This is a genomic window from Streptomyces mexicanus (assembly GCF_902506575.1).
GTDB lineage: Bacteria > Actinomycetota > Actinomycetes > Streptomycetales > Streptomycetaceae > Streptomyces > Streptomyces mexicanus.
The window spans coordinates 1-2,496 of sequence record NZ_LR732614.1 but is presented as its reverse complement, the minus strand read 5'-3'; the positions used below and the strand labels follow the sequence as shown (position 1 = coordinate 2,496).

1 pseudogene is annotated in these 2,496 nt (G+C 78.2%); it reads left to right on the top strand.

The features are described from left to right. Positions 1–823: 823 nt before the first annotated feature. Positions 824–2,496: pseudogene (locus GV126_RS33540) on the top strand (glycogen debranching N-terminal domain-containing protein); the annotation flags it as partial.

The window sequence follows — 2,496 nt, the reverse complement described above, 5'->3', positions numbered from 1 at the left end:
CCCCGCAGCCGGCCCCTTGGTGCGAGTCACCGCGCAGCTGCCCTCCCCGCGGCCGGCTCCCGCCCCGAGTCACTGAGCAGCTCGGGGTCCCCGCAACCGGGTCCTCGGCGCGAGTTACCGCGCAGCTCCCCCAGCAGCCGGCCCTCGGCCCGAGTCGCCGCCCAGCTCGCGACCAACCGCAGCCGTCCCCCAGCGCCCGGCTGCCGCGAGGCTCGGACCCTTGCAGCGGGCCCTCGGTCCCCAGCGACCGCGCTGCTCGGGCGGCCCGCGTGACGCGGGCGTCGTGGGCTCGGCTCCGTCGCCGACTCAGCCGCAGTTCGGCGGGATGCCGCCCACGGGCGGATCTCGGCTCACGGCCGGATCCCGGCCCACGGGCGTGACCCGGACCGGCGCCGCTGCGTTCACCTGAGTGGCGGAACACCCGGCCAGGGCGCCCGCCGGATCCCTGCCCCTTCCGCGAGCCACCGCCGGGCACCGCACACACCCGAGGCCCACCGAGCGCCCCGAGGCGCCCGGAGCGCAGAGAAAGCCGCCCATGCCCCAGCCGACTCCGCCCTGCATCGCCGACGACCCCACAGCGCTCGACGGGTCCCCGCCCTGGGCCGCGCAGGCGGGGAGCGGCCCGCCGCGGCCCAGGCCCGCGGACCGGGAGGAGCCCCGGTCACCGCTCGCGCACCGAGCATCCGGCCCGCCGCCGCATCCGGCTCCGGGCCGTCAGAATCTTGCGCCACCGCCGCAGCCGGCCCCGGGCCCTCAGAGTCTTGAACCTCCGCCGCAGCCCGCCCCGGTCCGTCCGGCGGAGCTGCCCTCCACGCACGACGCCATGATCTGCGTGGCCCTGCCGGGACTGGCCGTCTCCACGGCGCGGGGACAGCTCGACGGCCAGGGCCTGGAAGGTGTCTACCGGGCGGGCCGGCGCCTGCTGTCGCGCTGCCGGCTCCGGGTGGCCGGGCGCGAGCCGCTGGTCGTCCAGGCGCGGATGACCGCGCCGGACCGGGTCCGCTTCGTGGGCACGCTGCGTGTCTCACCCGGCGCGGGTCCCGACCCGGACGTCGTCGTGGAGCGCACACGTGACGCGGACGGCACCGAACGGATCGTGCTGCGCAGCGCCTCTCCGCGGCCCCTGCGTCTGCCTGTGGAGGTGGCCCTCGGCACGGACCTCGCGGAACTCGGCCTGATCGCCTCGGGCCGGGCGGGCGGCGAACGTCCCGCGAGCGTGCGTGGCTCGGGCCTGCGCTGGTCGAGTCCGGCCGCGAGCGCGTCCGTGACGGCGGATCCGCCCCCGGCGGACGTGCTGGCCTCTGCCGGACTGCTGCGCTGGGAGTTCGACCTGGCCCCCCGGCGGCACGGCGAGCGTGGAACTGCGCGTACGGCAGGACGGTGCCGGTCCCCTCCGGTCCGCCGGCCGTGCGGCGACGAGCCCGCCGGCAGAGGCGGTGGCCACGGGGGACACGCCCGCAGTCCGGGATCTGCTGCGCACCGGCATCGACGACCTGCGGGCGCTGCTGCTGCGCGATCCGGTGCGCCCCGCCGACCTGCACCTGGCGGCGGGAGCGCCCTGGCGGTGCGGTCTCGCCCCGGCCGACGCGCTCGCCGCGGCCCGGATGGCGCTGCCGTTGGGAACCCGGCTCGCCGCCGGCACCCTGCGCACCCTCGCCCGCACCCAGCACCTCGGCCCGGGGCTGCGGTCCGGCATGATCCCCGGTCCGCGCCGGGACGCGGGTCCCCATCTGCCGCCCTGCTGCACCGGGACGGAAGCGACCCTCCTGTTCCCCGTCCTCCTGGCGGAGGCCCGCCGCTGGGGGCTGCCCGAGCACGAGACGGAGGAACTGGTGCCGGCGGCCGAGCGCTGTCTGACCTGGCTGCGTACGGCCGCGGGGGAGGGCACGTATCTGTGCGATCCGCTGCCCGGACGGCCCGTACGCGCCGAGACCCAGGCACACGCCCACCGCGCGGCCGTGCTCGGGGCCGATCTGCTCGACGCGTTCGGCCGCCCCGGCGCCAGCGCACTGCGGGAGTGGGCCGATCGGCTGCGGTCGGCGTTCCGGCAGGACTTCTGGGTCGAGGACCGAAGCGGGGGCAGGCCCGCCGCCGGCCGCGGACCCGACGGCCGCCTCCTGCCCCGCCTCGACGCGGCCGCCGCCCACCTCCTCGACACCGGCCTGCTCGGCGGAGGCCGGCAGGCGCCCGGACTGCTCGACAAGGCGCAGACCGAACGACTCGCCCGGCTGCTGGACGGCCCGGCCATGCACTCGGGCTGGGGGCTGCGCGGCCTCGCCGCGAACGACACGGGCTACAGCCCCTTCGGCCACCGCGCCGGGGCCGTACGGGTCGCGGAGACGGCCGTCGCCGTCGCCGGGCTCGCCGCGGCGGGCCACGAGAAGCAGGCCGGTTCGCTGCTGCGGGGCCTTATGGCCGCGGCCGAGGCCTTCGGCCACCGGCTGCCGGAGATGTTCTCCGGCGAGCAGCGCACCGAGGGCAGCGCCCCCGTCCACC